The organism is Borreliella garinii (assembly GCF_001922545.1).
Lineage (GTDB): Bacteria > Spirochaetota > Spirochaetia > Borreliales > Borreliaceae > Borreliella > Borreliella garinii.
In genome coordinates this window covers 659,832-677,839 of sequence record NZ_CP018744.1, presented here as the reverse complement: position 1 = coordinate 677,839, position 18,008 = coordinate 659,832, and the positions used below count along the sequence as shown (strand labels likewise).

The window sequence follows — 18,008 nt, the reverse complement described above, 5'->3', positions numbered from 1 at the left end:
ACATATTAATCTAAATAATAAGAAATGGTTGCAACAATACTTAATATTTTTTGGGGATAAAGCTTTTGGTTGCCAAAGCTTCCGTCAACTAAAAAAAAATTCAAAGTATTCTTGATTTGCATTTTAAATTTTACCTAATTTAAAACCAGAATATTTTGTAAATTCCAAAACTAATAATTTTGCATTTTTGATTAAATCTGCTAGCATTTTGGAATTTATACAATTGATTTCATCAAAATCGATTGTATTGGCAATTAAAGAAACATACATATTGTACCTATAATTAAAGTTTTTATAACTCTACGCATTAAAATTCATAAATCCTGTTTTTATATGATCTTCATCAAATCAACATTTAATAAAAAAGTTTTTTATCTTAGATAATTTTAAATTATTCACTTTGATGCTGCCATTACCCATATAACCATTCAAATCATATTGTAAATTCAAACTCGAAGATATTAAGAGGATTTCTTTTTTGCTTATGCCCTTTGTAATATAATTACCATTCTTAGTGTTAACATTTTTTATTCCATAAGAAATTATAATTGACAATCCCAGGAAAAGTAGTAAAAAAAATAAATCTTTTCTTCCAACCATATAACAATTCCTCCTAAAAATAAGAACAAATAATTGTTAAATTAGCTCGTTTATTCTAACATATTATGTAATGTTAATGAATCGGAAAATATCAATAGCTCCAATGGTAAACATTACAGACGAGCATTTCAGATATTTAATAAGACTTTTATCAAAAAAAGTTACATTATATACCCCAATGATTTCTGCAAAATCAATAATTATGGGTGATGTAAAAAAAGTTGTAAAGCAAACACCATTAGAATCTCCAATTGCAATTCAAATAGCAACAAACTGTAAATTTGATGCTCTTAAAGCCATTCAAATCCTTGAAAAACATTTCAATTTTGATGAATACAACCTTAATGTTGGATGTCCATCTCTAAAAATCCAAAATGCAAATTGTGGAGCTTGTCTAATGAGCAATGCAAATCAAGTAGGTGAAATTTTAAAAACAATGAAAGAAAACACAAATAAGCCTATTTCAATCAAACATAGATTAGGCATAAGGCTTTTAAATAGTGATTACAAAAATGAAAGTTACTCTGAGGTAAAAAACTTTGTTAAAATAATCTCAGATTTTGGTATCAAAAATTTTATTGTACATGCAAGAGTTGCAATATTAAAAGGATTTTCTCCTAAAAATAATAGGAATATCCCAAAATTAAGACATGAATTTGTATATAATCTAAAAAAAGAGAATAAAAATTTGTTTATTGAAACAAACGGAGGAATCAATAACTCAGAGCAAATCAAAAAACACTTATCTTTTGTTGATTCTGTAATGATAGGAAGAAGTGCTTTTGAAAATCCATACTTTATTGCAAACGCCTCAAGAGAATTCCTAAGCGAAACTGATAAAATTCCCACAAGAAAAGACATATTGATGCAAATGGTAGAATATGTTAAAGAATACGAAAATTATTTGTCAATAAATATATTATTTAAACATCTTATGGGAATAATATTTTCCAAAGAAGGAGCTAGAAAATTTAGACAAAATTTAACAGCACCATTTCCAAAAAACTTAAAAAAACATGAAATATTGCTAAAAGCTATGGAAAAATTGCCAGAAAAAATACTAAATTCTAATTCTTAAAAGGAATGTAATCAAAACCTGTATACTTAACCAAACTTTTAGGAATTCTAACTCCACCCTTTTGATCTTGAAAGTTTTCAAGTATAGAAATAATAACTCTAGTTGTAGCTATTGCTGTTCCATTTACCATGTGCGCAAATTTATTTTGCCCATCTTGATCTTTATATCTAATTTTAAGTCTTCTTGACTGATAATCTGTACAATTTGACGTTGAGGTAACCTCTCCATAGCTGCCCTTACCATCTCTTCCTGGCATCCATGCTTCAATATCATATTTTTTATAAGCTGGCGAACCAAGATCAAAAGAACAAATATTTAAAACTCTGTAAGGAATCTCAAGTTCAGTAAAAATTTGTTCTTGAATACTTAAAAATTCGTCATGAATAATCTGAGATTCTTCTGCCTTACAAAAACAAAACATCTCCACCTTGCTAAACTGATGAACTCTATAAAGGCCTTTTGAAAGCTGCCCATATGCTCCAGCTTCTTTTCGGAAACAATGTGAAAATCCTGCCATTTTTATTGGCAAAGTGAGATCTATTATTTTATTATAATAATAACCACCAAGCGTAATTTCAGAAGTGCCTACAAGGTATTTATCTGTACTTTCAATCTTGTAAATATTGCTTTCGTCCCCACGAGGATTGAAACCAATACCATCAACTATAAACTCTCTTGCAATATCAGGGGTAATAAAAACATCAAAACCTTTTTCTCTTAATTTATTTAAAGAAAAATTAATTAGAGCAATTTCTAAAAAAACTGCTTCATTTTTAAGATAATAAAATTTACTCCCACTAACCTCACGTGCTCTGTCAAAATCTAGAAGATCCAAATCTCTGCCAAGCTCTAAATGATCTTTTGGCTTAAAGTCAAATTTTGGAACAACACCCACTTTTTTTATCTCAAAATTGTCTTCCTCACTATTGCCAATAGGCACATCAGGTGACAAAATATTAGGCACTCGCTTATTTTCAAGATCAAAATCAAAAGATATTTTTTTAAGCTCTTCTTCTAAATCAATAAGCTGTTTTTTTAAAATTTTCCCGGTTTCCATTAAAGAGCTTTTTAAAACATTGTCAAGATTTTTTCGCATTTTAGAGGAATTTTCATTTCTTTTTGCATTAAGCTCACCAATTTTGGTAATTATTTTTTTTCTCTTATCATCAAGATAAACTAATTTATCAATATCTAAAACAAGACCTCTTGCTTTAATACTTTTCTTAACAAGATCAAGATTATCTCTAATAAATTTAAAATCAAGCATCTTATCTCCTAAGGTATGTCTTAAGTAAAATTTTTAAACAAAATTATAAATAATATTAATTCATATCAAGGTTATTATATAATATCTTATAGTAGGATTAGAATAAATATTGCAGGGAGAAACCATCATATGCTAAACCCAAGAACAATAAAATCAACTTTTGCGTTAATATCTACATTAATGATTTTTAACGGATGTACAAAAAAATTAACCAAGATCAATTTTAAAGATATTAGCTCAAATAGCCACAAAATGAATTCTTTAATAATAACTCCAATGAGTTCAAAAGAAGAATCAAAATTTTATGAATATAACATTAGAATACCTAAATTAATAATTGAAGGAAAAGAAAAAGGAAATCTTGAGGAATTAAATACTGAGCTTACTGAATATGTAAGCCAAAACGTAGCAAGACTTGATATTGTTAGTAAAGAGCTTGAACCTAAGGATAAAAAATTTAGCTTAAAAATAGACTATGAAATTTACCATGGATACAATACTTATACAATAATACTTATTGCAACTCAAGAAATCCATGACAGTCCTATTACAAATTACAGAAGCTATTACATTCAAGATAAAGGAAATTATATTTATAATATTGACGACATAATTAAAACAGATGAAGCATTCCCATTTTTTATAAAAAAAATTAAAGAAAAAATTTTACCTAACGAATTATTATTTGATTTACAGCAAGCAGTAATTTATTTTGAAAACAAAAAAATTATTATTAAATTTCCTGAATACACATTTAAACTAGACGACACCGAGGAGTTCCAAAACATATTTGAATTTAATGAAAACGAAATAGCAAAATTTGTAAAATAAGGATTAAAAGCATAAATGAAAAAGAAAAAAATTTTCAAATTAATTTCGAAAACTTATTTAGAAGAATATGATGCAGAAGGATTTTATTTTAAACATGACAGCGGCCTTGAAGTATTTCACTTAAAAAGTGATTCTTTTAAAGAACATGCATTTTGCATAGCTTTCAAGACAATACCTTCAAACAATACCGGAGTTGCACATGTTTTAGAACATACAATTTTTTGTGGTTCTAACAAATATAAAATAAAAGATCCATTTCTTTACCTATTAAAGGGAAGTCTAAACACATTTTTAAATGCAATGACATTTCCAGACAAAACTATTTACCCAGCAGCATCCACAATTGAAAAAGACTATTTTAATTTATTCAATATCTATGCCGATTCTATATTTCACCCACTGCTTAAAAAAGAGTCATTTATGCAAGAAGGATATAATATAAATCCAAAAGATTTTAAAGTATCTGGAATTGTCTTTAATGAAATGAAGGGAAGCTACTCAAATAAAAATTCTCTAATCAACGAAATAGCAAGTAGCTCTCTTTTTGAGGAGGGAGCATATAAATACGATTCAGGTGGAATCCCAACAAATATTATTGACCTTACTTATGAAAGTTTTTTAGATTTTTATAAAAAATATTATACACTTGAAAACTGTAAAATATTTTTATGCGGCAACACTCAGACTGAAAAAAATCTAAATTTCATTGAAAAATATATAATAAGGCCTTATAAAAAAGAAAAAAGCAATGTTTCTATTGACATAGAAAAAGTTAAAAGATGGGAAAAAGGAAAAAAATTAACATACAAAATCCCCAAAGAAAACGATAATACTCTTGGGGTATACATAATAAATTGGCTTTGCGCAGAAATTAACAATATTGAAGACAGCATTGGTCTTGAAATTCTCTCAGAAATACTCTTAGATGATTCTTGTCCATTCATAATCAATATCTTAAAAAGCGGGCTTGGCGAAGATATAGCCCATATTAGCGGAATCAATACAGATTTAAAAGAATCCATTTTTTCATTTGGACTTCAAAATGTTGTTGAAAAAAAAGAAAAAGAATTTAAAAATTTAATTTTCAGTGAACTTAAAAATTTAGTAAAAAATAAAATTCCAAAAGAACTAATAAAAGGAATTCTTTTTGGCTACGAATTCGCTCTAAAAGAAGAAAAAGGACAAAATCACCCTATCGCCTTAATGATAAAAAGTTTCAAAGGATGGCTAAATGGGATGCATCCAATAAAAACATTAGAAACAAGCTACTATATAAATGAAATTACAAATAAATTGGAAAAAGGAATTTATTACTTCGAAAATTTAATCGAAAAATATCTAATATGTAACAATCATTATACATTAATAAGCTTTATTCCATCATATGATACAGAAAAAGAAATGGAAGAAGAAATTGAAAAAAAATTAATGACAAAGGAAATTGCAATTAAACAGAATCCAGAAGAATTTTTACAATTTAAAAAAGACTATAATCAGTTTAAAAAATATCAAAATAAAAAAGACTCTAAGGCAGATATAGCAAAACTTCCTTTACTAAAAATAGAAGATTTGCCAAAACAAATAGAAAAAAGCTTAGATCTCAATGAAATAAAAGAACTAAATTTACATTCTTTTAAATTTAAGAATAACAATATTTTTAATGTAAACTTATTTTTTAAACTAAATTTTTTAGAAAAAGAAGATTATATATACCTATCTTTATTTAAAAGAGCTCTCCAAGATTTATCTACAAAAAACTATTCTTACATAGACATTAACAATAAAATCCAAAATACTTTGGGACAAATAAATATATCTGAAAGTTACGATGAAGATATTAATGGAAACATTTTAAATTCATTTAATATTAGCTTTAAATCCTTTAACCATAAAGTTAAAGATTCATTTGAACTGATAAAAGAAATTTTAATTAATATTAACTTCCATGATTATGAGAGATTGAAAGAAATAACACTAAGCTTGAAAAACGATTTTAAATCCTTATTAATACCCAAAGGACATCTTTTAGCAATATTAAGATCTAAATCAAAGCTAAAATTAAATGAATATTTAAAAGAATTACAAAATGGAATAACAGGTAGAGAATTTTGGCAAAAAATAAAAACCGATACAGAGTCTTTAAAAGAAATCGCAAATAAATTAGACAATTTAAAAAATAAAATAATCTTAAAAAACAATCTATATGCACTTATAATGGGCAACACTGACGATATTCTTAAAAGCTTGGAAAATGAAGTGTCTCATCTAAAAGAAAGCCTAAAAGAGAATAATAATTATTGCGATGAATTACTTAATATTGAGACAAACAATAAAACATTAAAAGAAATAATAATTATTCAATCAAAAGTAGCTTTCAACGCTATATGTTTCCCCAGTTACAAAATCAACGATGAGAATTATCCAAAAGCAAATTTTTTAGAGCATATATTAAGAAGTGGAATTTTTTGGGAAAAAATAAGGGTAATAGGCGGTGCATATGGAGCAAGCGCATCGATAGCTAACGGGATTTTCTCTTTTGCGTCCTACAGAGACCCAAATTTCATCAAAACGTACCAAGCTTTTGAAAACTCTTTAGAAGAATTAGCCAATAATAAAATGACAAATGAAGAGATTTATACCTATTTAGTAGGTTTAATAGGAACCAATATCTACGTAAAAACTAAAGCTACAGAAGCTTTACAAAGCTATAAAAGAAAAATGTTAAATATTAGTGACAGCTTAAGACAAGACATTAGAAATGCCTATTTTACAATTACACCTCAAGATATTAAAGAAATATCAGAAAAGATTCTGATACAAATAAGACAACACAATAGCGTTGCATCTTTAGTAAATAATCAAAAATATGAAGAAGAAAAAAACAATCTGGAAAAATTAATAGGAAAAGAATATAAAGTAAAAAAAATTTACTAATATTTCCTCAAAATTTCATACAAAAAAACTAATTTTTAGGACTTTTTATACCTTTTATTAAATTTATCAATTCTTCCTGCTGCATCAACAAACTTTTGTTGACCAGTATAAAAAGGATGTGATCTACTTGTAATCTCCACAGTAATCAATGGATATTCCTTTCCATCAGTATATTTAATAGTTTCCTTTGAATTCAAAGTAGACCTGGTTAAAAACATTGCTCCATTTGATCCGTCTTTAAATACGACTAAATTATTTTTAGGATGTACACCTTTTCTCATAAAACCTTCCTCTTAACCTTCACTAAAGTTTAATTTACATTAGAAATAATGTCAATTTATTTAATTACCATTGCTCATAGTCTTTAAAAAAATCTCATTATTTTTGCTTTTTTTCATCTTTTCTATTAAAACTTCAACTCCCTCATAATCATCAACGCCTCCTAGTATTCTTCTAATAAGTAAAATCTTAGAACGCTCCTCTTCACTTAACAGTAACTCTTCTTTTCTGGTACCTGACTTTTTAATATTAATGGCGGGGAAAAGTCTTCTATCTGCCAAACTTCTATCAAGAATTAATTCCATATTACCGGTACTTTTAAATTCTTCAAAAATAACTTCATCCATTTTGCTTCCAGTATCAACCAAAGCAGTAGCTATAATAGTTAAACTTCCGCCTTCCTCAATATTTCTAGCAGATCCAAAAAACCTCTTTGGTTTATGAAGAGCATTAGAATCTACCCCACCCGATAAAATTTTACCAGAAGTTGGCATAGTTTGATTATATGCCCTTGCAAGCCTTGTAATAGAATCAAGTAAAATAACAACATCTTTTTTGTTTTCAACAAGCCTTTTTGCCTTTTCAATAACCATTTCTGCTACCTGAACATGCCTACTAGCCTGTTCATCAAAATTAGATGCAATCACCTCGCCTTTAACACTGCGAATCATATCTGTAACTTCTTCTGGCCTCTCATCAATAAGCAATATCATCAAAATAACATCCGAATAATTAGTAGTTATTGCGTTAGCTATTTTTTGAAGCAAGGTAGTCTTTCCCGCTTTTGGAGGAGAAACTATTAAAGCTCTTTGTCCCTTACCTATAGGTGAAAAAAGATTAATAAGTCTTGTAGAAATATTGCAATTTTCATATTCAAGATTCAATTTAATATTAGGATAAAGAGGTGTTAAATTATCAAAAGGTATTCTGTTTTGGGCAAATGTAGGATCTTGATTATTGATAGATTTAATTTTAACCATGGCAAAAAATCTCTCACCATCTCTAGGCGATCTAATTTGCCCATATAAAATATCACCGGTCCTTAAATTAAAAAGTCTAATCTGAGAAGGGGAAACGTAAACATCATTACCTCCTGAAAGATAAGAATTTGATGCAGTTCTTAAAAAACCGTAACCATCACTAAGCACATCAAGCACGCCTGTAAATAAAACATTAATATTGTTCTCACTTAATATTTTTACCAATAAAAATATTAATTCGGTTTTTTTCATTGTTACAGCAATGGTATGATTGGTCCCAAGACCTTCAACAATTTTTCTAACCTCTGTAATTGGCTTATCATAAAGTTTTTCAATCTCTACATAATCTTTACCATTAAAAAACTTTATGATATTGCTTTGCTCTAAAGTTTTAATGTTATTTTCTAAACCTGAAGCAGGAATATCATAGTCAAATTCAGAAAATAATACACCGTTTGAATCCTTTGCGCTACTTAAATCTGCAGATTTTGTCACATTAGATGCAGAATCCTTTTTAGCAACAACTTTAACTACTTTTTTTTTCAAATTATCTTCAATTTTAAACTCTTTAGAAACATCCAACCGCCTTATTTCACTTTCCAAATCAAATCCAACATTTTTTTTATCCATATTTTCCTCTACGAATTAAATTTTTGAGAAAGGATTTTATAAAAATCTACTTATTATTAATTAATAAAAAACACCGACCTTATTGCAAAGTATCTTTTATTTGTGAAACGGTGAAAGAAAATAAATCTACAATTTCACTAGACTTTATCATTTCACACTTACCATCAAAAATTATGTTATCATTAATAAATATTTTTTTTGTCTTTACATCCCCATATATTTTACAACCGCTATTTAAATAAACTTTACTAGCGGCATTTACATTGCCCTTCAAAATTCCTTCTACTATTAATGTATCACAAATTACCACATTGGTGATAACCTTGCTGTTTTTACCAATAAAAAGCACACCCCCTTTCGAAGATATTTCACCCTCAAAAGAAGAATCGAGATACAAAGTTCCTTCAAATTTTAATTTTCCTCTAAAAGTTAAACTAGCATCCAGCTTGCAATCCCATTTATAAGAATCTACCATGTTAACCGGCATTTAACCTTTAATACCCCACACTCTCTCTTTCAAATCTTTGCCTGGACGAAAATACGCAACATGATGATCTAAAACCTTAACATATTCTCCTGTTTGAGGATTACGCGCATTTAAACGCCCCTTTCTTTTTCTAACTTCAAATGTACCAAAAGATCTAAACTCAATAACATTATTTAAACAAAGATTACCTTTAAGCTCTTCAAAAAAAGCATCTATTACGAGTCTTATGTATTTTTTTTCTAATTTTAGATTATTATTTCTAATATTCAAAGATATTTGATCAACAATATCTGATTTAGTAATCTTCGGTCTTCTTGAAAAAGACATAAACTAATTTCCTTACTTTAATAGCAAAACATTTAAACGAGATTTTTTTCTAGCAGCCTTATTTTTATGAATTATTCGCTTTCTAGCAGCAGTGTCTAGTTTTTTTGCAACAAACTTAAAAAATTCAATAGCTTCGTCTTTTCTGCCCGCTTTAATCATATTGATACAGCGCTTTTCTATTGTTTTTAATTCACTTTTTACGCTTACATTTCTAATCTTTCTTTTTAAATTTTGACGAGAGCGCTTCAATGCAGATGCATTTTTTCTCAAGTGATACTCCTTAATATTATTAAACAATAATTTTAATATATCAACTAATTTAAATATAGTCAATCAAAGCTTAAGTTAATTCAGCATGATAGTTTTGATTAACATATTCAAAAACCTTTTGCATGGAATAAGCAATTTTTTTATTCAAAATATATACCTTTTTTGTTGGATGATTCCCTTTATAGGAAAAGCATAAATAATTGTTATTGTTAAATTCAAATTCCCTAGAAATAAAAATTTTTTCAAAAAATTCATAAAAATAAATTTCACTTTTAAAGATTTTCCTTTCATAAATTGAATCTTTCCTAAATTCATAAAACAATACTATATTGCTAATAACTGAAAAATCACCTAACAAAACTTTAATGTCAATAAAACAAATAAATAAAAAAATAAATATATTGCTTAATGAAATATAATAAACAAATAAACTAATCATAATGCGAGCTAAAAACATGAAAAGATAAGAATAAGATAAATAATATCGTATTGGAAAATTTTCCAATTTTGGGATAAATAAATCTTTTCTTTTAAATTTAAGCTCTTTGAATAATTCACTAGAACCATTGCCTATTAAAAAACAAATCTTAATTTTTTTTTTATTTTTTAATTTCAAAATCAAAACATTGTCTGACAATCTTTTTTCAAAAGAAATAATGTCATCAAAATAAAAATCATAGCCTAAGAAAATGCCCTTATAATAAATCCTGGGGCCCTTAAAAGAGATAGAACAAAAATATTTTAAATAAAAAAGAATTAAAAAAAAATTTACTAAAAGAAGCGCCAGAACAAAGTAAAAAAAACTTTTATCATAAAAAAACAAATAAAAAAAACAAATCGCAATATTAAAAACAAACAAACTGATTAATCTTATATTATTGAAAAATAAATTACCCATAATATAAAATAAATCTAAACATTAAATTTAAAAAAGATTACATCTCCATCTCTTACCAGATATTCTTTGCCTTCAATCCTAATAAGTCCCTTCTCTTTTAGCTTTTGAGCACTTTGAAATTTAAACAAATCTTCACAAGAATAAACTTCTGCTTTAATAAAACCCCTTTCAAAATCACTATGAATTATTCCAGCAGCTTTAGGGGCTTTTATGCCCTGTTTGAATGTCCAAGCTCTAACTTCTTGTAAACCTGCTGTAAAATAGGTTCTAAGTCCTAAAGTATAATAGGCTTTTTTAATTAAATTACTAAGGCCGCTATCATTTATTCCAAATGATTCTAACATTTCATTTTTATAAGATATATCCTTTATTTCAACAAGCTCGGCTTCAATTTTGGCACACAAGATTAAAAAATCATTCCCTTCTTTTAAGGCAATATTTTTTACAATATCTGTATATTTATTACCACTAAGTGAATTTTCATCAACATTACAAACATACAAAACTTTTTTAAAAGTCAAAAGATTTAATGATCTAATAAAGCTGTATTCAAAATCATCAAATTTAAACTCAATAGCAGGATTCATATTGCTTAAATGATCTTCAAGTCTTTTTAACATTGAAACAATTGCCTTAGAGGATTCGCTAATTTTTTTATCGGTGCTTTTAACATTTTTTTCTTGTTTTTGAAGGCTTTTTTGAACAGTCTCAAGATCTGATAGACAAAGCTCAACATTGATTGTAGTTATATCTTTTTCAGGATTAATATCATCATTAATATGAATAACCTTTTTTTCTTCAAAACATCTTACAACATGAACAATAAGAGAAACTTCTCGAATATTAGCCAAAAATTTATTACCAAGCCCTTCCCCTGTTGATGCTCCCTTAACAAGACCCGCAATATCCACAAATTCCATAACAGCAGGAATAATTTTCTGTGGAACAATGCACTCTGAGATTTTCAAAAGCCTTTCATCAGGAATTTCTACTATTCCTACATTTGGCTCAATAGTACAAAAAGGATAATTCGCAATCTCAACCTTGGATGATGTCAACGATGAAAATAAAGTAGATTTACCCACATTGGGAAGTCCAACAATCCCCGCATTAAGTTTCATAGTTCAAGCCCCTAAAATCAAAAAACAATCTAATTAATAAAATATGCAAACTCTCCTCTTCCTGTTTGTTGATTTATATTTGCTTCAACAGATAAATTGAAATATTTATTAGGCTCTTGGGGGCCTGGATAATAATATTCTAGCAAATAAGTACCTGTTTTTTGTTCTAAAATTAAATCATAAACTTTGGATACTCCTTCATAAGATGAAAAAGGAATTATAGCTCCACCTGTTTCATTAACTAAATACTCAAGCTTACTATTAACAGGATCGTTGCCAAATAATATCAAGTAAAACCTTATATCATTATTTTTATAGTAGCTTACTATTGTATCTAAAGAGTACTTTTCAAAAGCTTTATGATTTAAAACACCGCCACTAAAATAAACTACTGCCCTTCTTGAGCTTTTTGACATAAGCCCGGAACCTGCTAGCTTCAAACTAACATCTGTTTTTACAGGATCTGTACTATAAGGACCAAGAGAACTTGTGTTTTTAATGCTACTTGTCAAACTTTCAATATTATCTATAATAGGCACACTTGTTGCATTTATAAAACTAAAGTTTTTATTTTTTGACGATTCTATTAAAGCATTTAGACCTACTATTTGATCTAGATCATAATTTTTCATATAAGAAGATTTATCAAAAACAACCGCTATATTAATGTCTTTTGAAGCATTTACATTGTAAGCCACTTTGGGATTTACAATGTAATAATTTTCATTTGCAATTGAAAAATTTTCACTTTTAAGTCCAACAACTGGTAATCCGCTTTTACTGCTAACATTAAGCTCAACGTAAATTTTAGGTCCACCAAGTCTAACTATTCTCCTAACGTCAACATTTAAACTGTCATAAAGGCTTGAATCACTCTTGTAAACTGAAACATTGGCATTATTAAAATCCGATACAATCATCTGATTATTGGCATCCAAAATAGATGAAGAAATTTTAGAATTTACTTTATCTGCTTTTAAAATTTTTGTAATTGTTTTTTTAGCAATATTGTATTTATAAACACCATCTTTTGAAGATATTATAATATTGTTGCCAGCAGAATCACTGCTAAGACCCTCTATTCCTTCAATAGAAGTAAAAACTGAATACAAATGATTGCCACTAGTATCAAAAACTTCAATAGTGTTTCTCAAAGAATCTGCAACATAAATGTTTTCATTCAAGTAAGTAATACCTGTAGGACCTAAAAGCCCCTTGTAACCCGAAGTTCTATAACCAAAATGAAGAATAAAATCACCCTCAAGTCCAAATTTACTCACTCTTTTATTACCCCACTCGCTTACATAAATATAGTTTCTCTTATCAATGGCCATATACTGAGGAGCAAGCAATTCGCCATCTTTTGTGCCTTTTTTTCCAATAGATCTCTTTTTAACGCCAAGAACTTTGTCGTAAACGCCAATTTCATCACTTGAATAAAGAGTCACATAAAGTAAATTATTAGCTTCAACAACATCATAAGGTGATTTTAAATAACTAAATCCATCCTTAACTAAAGCATTAACATTATTATTAACATCAAAATACAATATTTCATTACCTACAAAGTTAGCAGCATAATATCCACCATACTTATCAGCCCTCAAAGATGTAATCTGATACCCGTGTGGTCTTTTATAAATAGAATTATCAAGGGAAGCAACTTTTACAAGTTTTTTAAAATTAAGTTCGTAATTTGAAAAAATACCTCTCCTTTGCTCAATAGTAGAAATCAAATGCCTAAGGTAAGAGACCTTATAACCTTGATCTTTTAAATTTCTCCATTCCATTAAAGCCTCTTCAACATAACCAAGTCTATAATAAACATTACCAGTCCAAAAATGATAATCAAGGTTATTAGGATCAAAGCTTAAAATTTTTTTAAAAGACAAAAGAGCATCATCATAAATTCCATTATTATAGGAATTAAGAGCCCATTTAAACTCTTCTTGAGCATCTTTATTGGTAACTATTCCTTGAGCATGCAAACTAAAAAGATTTAAAAAAAACAAACCAATAAAACCAAAAATTAACATAATCCCCTTACTCTTTAAAGACCTATTATAAGCATAATTTTTCCAAAAATAATACAAAAAAATTAATGCTATCATATAAAATTATTAATGATAATGTTTAATATACTACATCATTATGTTACTAATAATAGTAAAAAAGAGGAAAAATGAAAACTAGATGTTTTTGCCTAGCCGCATTTTCAGGAATTCTTACAACACTTGCAATTCCAAATGAAATTAAAGAAACCGGATATTCAATCCTAGGATTTGTTGCTTATGTACCGCTTTTTATAGCCTTAAACAAACTAGAAGATAAAAAAACATTAATAAGATTAACAGTATTTTACTTTATAATAGCCAATAGCTTGCAAAATTTTTGGCTTGGATTTTTTCATGCATTTGGATGGATTACATTCATAGGAGTAATAATAGGATATATTCCATATTCATTAATTTTGGGTTATTGTCTTTATTACTCTTTAAAAAGCTTTAAAAATAAGACAATAGTAATAACAATGCTTTTTACATTTTATGATTATTCAAGATCAATTGGATTTTTAGCATATCCCTGGGGACTTGCGGCTTTCACCGTAAATAACTTCAACGATTTAATTCAAGTAGCAGACATTTTTGGTGTATTTTTTGTATCATTTGCAGTCTACTTTTTAAACTCAGGAATTGCGGACTTTTTAATCCATAAAAACAAAACAAATTTGCTAAACACAATATTTCCAATATTGCTAATAACAACATCTTTTACTTACGGAATGCTTAAAAAAATAGAACTAAAAAACTTATTAGCAAAAGAAATAGATAGCCTAAACATTGCAGCTATTCAGCTCAACACTGACCCATGGTTGCCTGGAAATGATAAAAAAGGAATAAGAGATTCTATTACAATTACAGAACAAGCCTTAAAAGAAAATCCAGAAATAGAATTTGTGGTCTGGAGCGAAGGGGTATTAACCTACCCTTTTAGCGAAGAAGACCAATACTTTAAAAACTATGACCTACATAATGAACTGAAAAATTTTATAAAAGAAAGAAAAATCCCATTTGCTATTGGAGCTCCCTCAAATGTCGATAAAACTATAGGAATTCAACAAAACTCTATTTATATGATAGAGCCAGACCTCAACATTGCAAACATATACTCCAAAATATTCTTAGTCCCTTTTGCAGAAAAAATTCCATTTTACGAATATGAATTTGTAAGAAAATTTTTTAAAAAAAATTTTAGAATCTTGGGACAGCTTGAAGGAAATAAAATTGAAATATTAAAACTGAAAAAATTTAAATTTGCTCCATTAATATGTTATGACGATGCATTTCCAGAACTTTCAAGGTTTTATAAAATCCAAGGCGCTAATACATTGCTAAATTTTTCAAACGATTCTTGGTCAAAAACAAATTCGGCAGAATGGCAACACTTTGTTGTGGCTAAATTTAGAAGTATTGAAAATGGAATCAAAACCATTAGAGCTACAAATTCAGGAATTACTGCAATAATCAATGAATACGGAGAAAGCATTAAAAGATTAGAAACTTTTAAAAAAGGCTACTTATTATCAACTGTAAAACTGTCCCCAACATTTACAACTATCTATGAAAAAATTGGAGACTCGTTTATACATATATTAATGATAATGTTTTTAATTATAACGCTAAGATTTCACTTTATTGAAGATAAAAACCAATTATTATCATCCTCTTTGGTAAAAATCAAAGTCTGATGCTCTTTCCAAAATGGAAAATTTTTAGTAACATCATTTTTCTTGGTATTCACATTAACAGCAAAAGCAGTATCATTGGATTTTGAAATTTTCAAAGACTTTAAATCGTAATAATCATCAACTGATAAATACTCTAACTCATCTGCATCAACCTTAGATGAAGCTCTTGATAAAGCTGATATAAAATCATCTTTTGATTCAAATTGACCCATAACATCAACTTTATCTGCAATAACAGAGTTAAACAAATCAAATTTCTGAGAAATTAAAGCTCTTGCAAACTTTCCAAATTGAAACTTAATAATTTTATCTTGATTTTTGCTTCTTTCTCTTTCAGCAAGATATTCTATTTTAGGAGCATTTGTAAAATCATTGATTTCTATTTTTTCGTGCACTATTCCTGGTATCTCCTCAAGCTTAACATCCTCAAGCATAACCACCTTGGAATTATCATCTTTAATCCTAGCATCAAGCTCTTTAACTGCAAGCTTGATATCAACTCCCTTTTTCAAATCTGGATAAAACTTTAAAGCTTTTGCTTGAAATAGCTTTCCCTTTTTAATTTTGCCAACATTTATATACCTTTGACCAACCTCATAATAAAAAATAGCAAGCTCTTTTTGCTTATCAGCATAAGAAGAACTACCTTGAGCAAATAAATTTAAAAAAACAAAAGAGCATAAAAAATACAGAAGAAATAATCTCCCCATAAGAACCTCCATTAACACTCAACCTTTAAAATAAAAGAATGTCAATCTACTACAAGTAATTATAATACAAGTTTATCTCTAATTAAAGAAATCACTTTATTCTTATCTTCTTCATTAAAAATATTTATATCATCGTAAGAAAATTTTATCTTTGAAGACAAGCTGTATTCATTATACCACTTCAAATATTTCCTATTAAGACCCTCAAGATAATCTCTAGGAATATTCATTTCAAAGCTTCTATTTCTATTTTTAATCCTACGCTCAACCTCATCAATACTACAATCAAGATAAATAAGTAAACTTGGACGCTGAGAATGTTCAAGCATATTATCAAGAAGATCAATATATATTTTATACTCCTCATCAGAAATATGCCCATCGCAATTTAAAAGAGACGCAAACACACAATCACCATAAATAGATCTGTCAAGTATACCCCCTTTTGTTCTAAACACACCTTTTATTAGCTTAAACCTCTCATTAAGAAAATTAATTTGAACTGGGAATGCCCATCTGGATTTATCCCTATAAAATTTATCTAATACAGCCAAAGTAAAATCATTATTAAGTTCACTGTAAAAAGGAACTTTCAATTCATTTGATAAAATATTTCCAAGAGTAGTTTTTCCTACCCCAATTAAACCTTCTATTACAATCACCAAGTCTACCTCCAAAATAACTTAAACAATTAATATATAAGCTAATAAAAAAGAATTGCTAAAACAAAAACTCAATTAATCAAAAAAATCCAATGTAAAAATTTTAATATAAAATAAAAAATCCTTAAACAAATTTGGAGAAAGAAATCAATAATTTAAAAATTAAAATTTTTAAATTATTGACATTAATCTTAATTAAAAATAATATATTAAATATAAATATTATAAAGCTATAATTAAAAATATTAATTATATTTGGAAAGAATAAGCTAAAATATAAAAAATCTAGCTATTGTATAAAAAACAGCAAAATTTGATTAAAAAATTTAATATATTAAGATTCAAAAATTGAAAATTAAAACTTTTTAATAAAAAATAAAATTATTGTAAAAATAAGGAGATAAAATATGAATTATACGAAACTTCAAGAATTCATATCGGAATTTTTGGGAACATTTATCCTATTAGCTCTAGGAACTGGGTCTGTTGCAATGACAGTATTATTTCCCTCAAGTCCTGAAATAACAGGAGAAATAATAAAAGGGGGATATACAAATATAGTATTTGGATGGGGACTAGGTGTAACTTTTGGTATTTATACATCAGCAAGAATTAGTGGAGCACACTTAAACCCAGCTGTTAGCATAGGATTAGCAAGTACTGGAAAATTTCCCGTTTCAAAACTTTTACATTACATTATAGCTCAAATATTAGGAGCATTTACAGGTGCATTAATGACACTTGTTGTATTTTATCCTAAATGGATAGAAATAGATCCTGGTCTAGAAAATACTCAAGGTATAATGGCGACTTTCCCTGCTGTTTCTGGATTTTTGCCTGGATTTATTGATCAAGTTTTTGGAACCTTTTTGCTAATGTTTTTAATTTCTGTTGTTGGAGATTTTGTAAAAAAACACGATGATAATCCATTTATTCCATTTATTATAGGAGCGGTGGTTTTGGCAATAGGAATAAGTTTTGGAGGAATGAACGGCTATGCTATTAATCCTGCAAGAGATCTGGGACCAAGAATTTTACTCTTATTTGCTGGATTTAAAAATCACGGCTTTAATAACCTAAGCATATTTATTGTGCCAATAATCGGGCCAATAATTGGAGCAATTTTAGGCGCTACAATTTACGAATTTACACTAAAAAACAATAAAGGCTAAAAGATATTCATCTT

Annotated in this window: 18 protein-coding genes; 5 read left to right on the top strand and 13 right to left on the bottom strand. The window is 27.8% G+C overall.

Features of this window, described 5'->3' with window-relative positions; all coding sequences use genetic code 11:
* Positions 1–123: 123 nt before the first annotated feature.
* Positions 124–270: a hypothetical protein gene (locus tag BLA33_RS05885; RefSeq protein ID WP_167542942.1), complete on the bottom strand. Its 147-nt coding sequence runs from the start codon at positions 268–270 to the stop codon at positions 124–126.
* A 78-nt stretch (positions 271–348) separates the two neighbouring features.
* The gene (locus BLA33_RS03175; protein ID WP_029346668.1) at positions 349–600 is read right to left on the bottom strand and encodes a hypothetical protein; all 252 of its coding nucleotides are present in this window, start codon (positions 598–600) and stop codon (positions 349–351) included.
* Positions 601–670: 70 nt separating this feature from the next.
* Here BLA33_RS03175 and dusA point away from each other — a divergent pair, with 70 nt between their 5' ends.
* Positions 671–1,678, top strand: coding sequence for a tRNA dihydrouridine(20/20a) synthase DusA (gene dusA / locus BLA33_RS03170; protein ID WP_029346667.1), 1,008 nt, complete (start codon positions 671–673; stop codon positions 1,676–1,678).
* Here the strand turns inward: dusA and serS are convergent.
* On the bottom strand, positions 1,668–2,945 hold the full coding sequence (serS, locus tag BLA33_RS03165) for a serine--tRNA ligase (protein ID WP_029346666.1): 1,278 nt from the start codon (positions 2,943–2,945) through the stop codon (positions 1,668–1,670). The two genes, dusA and serS, sit on opposite strands and share 11 nt — an antisense overlap.
* 129 nt (positions 2,946–3,074) lie before the next feature.
* Between serS and BLA33_RS03160 the strand changes: the two genes are divergently transcribed.
* Both BLA33_RS03160 and BLA33_RS03155 read left to right on the top strand, forming a co-directional pair.
* Positions 3,075–3,776 carry a hypothetical protein gene (locus BLA33_RS03160; protein ID WP_075226458.1) on the top strand — a complete coding sequence of 234 codons (702 nt, stop codon included), beginning with the start codon at positions 3,075–3,077 and terminating at the stop codon, positions 3,774–3,776.
* A gap of 15 nt (positions 3,777–3,791) precedes the next feature.
* On the top strand, positions 3,792–6,710 hold the full coding sequence (locus BLA33_RS03155) for an insulinase family protein (protein ID WP_075226456.1): 2,919 nt from the start codon (positions 3,792–3,794) through the stop codon (positions 6,708–6,710).
* A gap of 35 nt (positions 6,711–6,745) precedes the next feature.
* On the opposite strand, the gene BLA33_RS03150 is transcribed toward BLA33_RS03155, so the two are convergent.
* The 8 genes from BLA33_RS03150 to BLA33_RS03115 form a co-directional block, all read right to left on the bottom strand.
* The gene (locus BLA33_RS03150) at positions 6,746–6,991 is read right to left on the bottom strand and encodes a type B 50S ribosomal protein L31 (RefSeq protein ID WP_004791864.1); all 246 of its coding nucleotides are present in this window, start codon (positions 6,989–6,991) and stop codon (positions 6,746–6,748) included.
* Between the two features lie 60 nt (positions 6,992–7,051).
* Positions 7,052–8,599: a transcription termination factor Rho gene (gene rho, locus BLA33_RS03145; protein WP_004793771.1), complete on the bottom strand. Its 1,548-nt coding sequence runs from the start codon at positions 8,597–8,599 to the stop codon at positions 7,052–7,054.
* A gap of 79 nt (positions 8,600–8,678) precedes the next feature.
* Positions 8,679–9,086 carry a bactofilin family protein gene (locus BLA33_RS03140; RefSeq protein WP_029346665.1) on the bottom strand — a complete coding sequence of 136 codons (408 nt, stop codon included), beginning with the start codon at positions 9,084–9,086 and terminating at the stop codon, positions 8,679–8,681.
* A complete protein-coding gene (locus BLA33_RS03135; protein ID WP_004793776.1) occupies positions 9,087–9,413 on the bottom strand; it encodes an HU family DNA-binding protein in 327 nt (108 codons plus the stop codon).
* Between the two features lie 12 nt (positions 9,414–9,425).
* Positions 9,426–9,683: a 30S ribosomal protein S20 gene (gene rpsT / locus BLA33_RS03130; RefSeq protein WP_004791947.1), complete on the bottom strand. Its 258-nt coding sequence runs from the start codon at positions 9,681–9,683 to the stop codon at positions 9,426–9,428.
* Positions 9,684–9,753: 70 nt separating this feature from the next.
* Positions 9,754–10,581, bottom strand: a complete 828-nt coding sequence (locus BLA33_RS03125) for a hypothetical protein (protein ID WP_075226454.1) — start codon at positions 10,579–10,581, stop codon at positions 9,754–9,756.
* A gap of 14 nt (positions 10,582–10,595) precedes the next feature.
* Positions 10,596–11,702 carry a redox-regulated ATPase YchF gene (gene ychF / locus BLA33_RS03120; RefSeq protein WP_029346663.1) on the bottom strand — a complete coding sequence of 369 codons (1,107 nt, stop codon included), beginning with the start codon at positions 11,700–11,702 and terminating at the stop codon, positions 10,596–10,598.
* A 29-nt stretch (positions 11,703–11,731) separates the two neighbouring features.
* On the bottom strand, positions 11,732–13,738 hold the full coding sequence (locus BLA33_RS03115) for a hypothetical protein (protein WP_075226584.1): 2,007 nt from the start codon (positions 13,736–13,738) through the stop codon (positions 11,732–11,734).
* Between the two features lie 146 nt (positions 13,739–13,884).
* Between BLA33_RS03115 and lnt the strand changes: the two genes are divergently transcribed.
* Positions 13,885–15,450 carry an apolipoprotein N-acyltransferase gene (gene lnt, locus BLA33_RS03110; protein WP_029346662.1) on the top strand — a complete coding sequence of 522 codons (1,566 nt, stop codon included), beginning with the start codon at positions 13,885–13,887 and terminating at the stop codon, positions 15,448–15,450.
* Here the strand turns inward: lnt and BLA33_RS03105 are convergent.
* Positions 15,390–16,160, bottom strand: a complete 771-nt coding sequence (locus BLA33_RS03105; RefSeq protein WP_029346661.1) for a hypothetical protein — start codon at positions 16,158–16,160, stop codon at positions 15,390–15,392. The genes lnt and BLA33_RS03105 overlap by 61 nt on opposite strands.
* Before the next feature lie 59 nt (positions 16,161–16,219).
* A complete protein-coding gene (locus BLA33_RS03100) occupies positions 16,220–16,822 on the bottom strand; it encodes a deoxynucleoside kinase (RefSeq protein ID WP_011193580.1) in 603 nt (200 codons plus the stop codon).
* A 407-nt stretch (positions 16,823–17,229) separates the two neighbouring features.
* Between BLA33_RS03100 and BLA33_RS03095 the strand changes: the two genes are divergently transcribed.
* The gene (locus tag BLA33_RS03095; protein WP_075226452.1) at positions 17,230–17,994 is read left to right on the top strand and encodes an MIP/aquaporin family protein; all 765 of its coding nucleotides are present in this window, start codon (positions 17,230–17,232) and stop codon (positions 17,992–17,994) included.
* The last annotated feature ends 14 nt before the right edge of the window (positions 17,995–18,008 follow it).

Coding starts and splice junctions, on each gene's coding strand:
- BLA33_RS05885 (WP_167542942.1), bottom strand. CDS start 270: ATGTATGTTTCTTTAATTGCCAATACAATCGATTTTGATGAAATCAAT.
- BLA33_RS03175 (WP_029346668.1), bottom strand. CDS start 600: ATGGTTGGAAGAAAAGATTTATTTTTTTTACTACTTTTCCTGGGATTG.
- dusA (WP_029346667.1), top strand. CDS start 671: ATGTTAATGAATCGGAAAATATCAATAGCTCCAATGGTAAACATTACA.
- serS (WP_029346666.1), bottom strand. CDS start 2,945: ATGCTTGATTTTAAATTTATTAGAGATAATCTTGATCTTGTTAAGAAA.
- BLA33_RS03160 (WP_075226458.1), top strand. CDS start 3,075: ATGCTAAACCCAAGAACAATAAAATCAACTTTTGCGTTAATATCTACA.
- BLA33_RS03155 (WP_075226456.1), top strand. CDS start 3,792: ATGAAAAAGAAAAAAATTTTCAAATTAATTTCGAAAACTTATTTAGAA.
- BLA33_RS03150 (WP_004791864.1), bottom strand. CDS start 6,991: ATGAGAAAAGGTGTACATCCTAAAAATAATTTAGTCGTATTTAAAGAC.
- rho (WP_004793771.1), bottom strand. CDS start 8,599: ATGGATAAAAAAAATGTTGGATTTGATTTGGAAAGTGAAATAAGGCGG.
- BLA33_RS03140 (WP_029346665.1), bottom strand. CDS start 9,086: ATGCCGGTTAACATGGTAGATTCTTATAAATGGGATTGCAAGCTGGAT.
- BLA33_RS03135 (WP_004793776.1), bottom strand. CDS start 9,413: ATGTCTTTTTCAAGAAGACCGAAGATTACTAAATCAGATATTGTTGAT.
- BLA33_RS03125 (WP_075226454.1), bottom strand. CDS start 10,581: ATGGGTAATTTATTTTTCAATAATATAAGATTAATCAGTTTGTTTGTT.
- ychF (WP_029346663.1), bottom strand. CDS start 11,702: ATGAAACTTAATGCGGGGATTGTTGGACTTCCCAATGTGGGTAAATCT.
- BLA33_RS03115 (WP_075226584.1), bottom strand. CDS start 13,738: ATGTTAATTTTTGGTTTTATTGGTTTGTTTTTTTTAAATCTTTTTAGT.
- lnt (WP_029346662.1), top strand. CDS start 13,885: ATGAAAACTAGATGTTTTTGCCTAGCCGCATTTTCAGGAATTCTTACA.
- BLA33_RS03105 (WP_029346661.1), bottom strand. CDS start 16,160: ATGGGGAGATTATTTCTTCTGTATTTTTTATGCTCTTTTGTTTTTTTA.
- BLA33_RS03095 (WP_075226452.1), top strand. CDS start 17,230: ATGAATTATACGAAACTTCAAGAATTCATATCGGAATTTTTGGGAACA.